1 protein-coding gene is annotated in these 504 nt (G+C 56.2%); it reads right to left on the minus strand.

The annotated features are described in order from the left end of the window. Positions 1 to 504, minus strand: a 504-nt coding sequence (locus IB273_RS32070) for a hypothetical protein (RefSeq protein ID WP_192225872.1), incomplete at both ends; no start/stop codon positions are given.

Here is a 504-nt window from a genome sequence, read left to right on the forward strand (position 1 = left end):
TCCTTTCCCCTCTTCTTCTCTTCCTCTCCCTCTTCTTTCCCTTTCCCCCTCCCCCTTCCCCCCTTTTCTCCTTCCCCCTTCCTCCCCCTTCCCCTTCCCTCCCCTCTCTCTCTTTTTCTCTCTCCTCCTTCCCCCCTCTCCCTTTCCTCCTCCCTTTTCCCTCCTTTCCCCCCCTCCCCCTTTCTTCCCTTCTCCTCTCCTTCTCCCCGTCCCCTCTCTCCCTCCTTTTCTCCCCTTTGTCCGGTTCCTTCTCTTCCCCTCCCCCCTTCGTCTTTGCCTTCCCGTTCTCGTTTTCCCCTTTTTCCCCGTCCCCTTCCCTTTTCTTCTCCTTCCTTTCCTCCTCTCCTCTTCTCCCCCCTTCCCTTCCCCTCCCCTCCTTTCCCTTTCTTTTTCTCCCTTCCCCTTCTTGGCGTCTCCTCTCTTTTCTTCTTCTTCTCCTCTCTCCCTTCCTTTTCCTCTTTCCTTCTTTCCTCCTTTCTCTTCTCCCCCTCTTCCTCTTCCTCC

It is taken from the genome of Pseudomonas sp. PDM19 (assembly GCF_014852215.1).
GTDB lineage: Bacteria > Pseudomonadota > Gammaproteobacteria > Pseudomonadales > Pseudomonadaceae > Pseudomonas.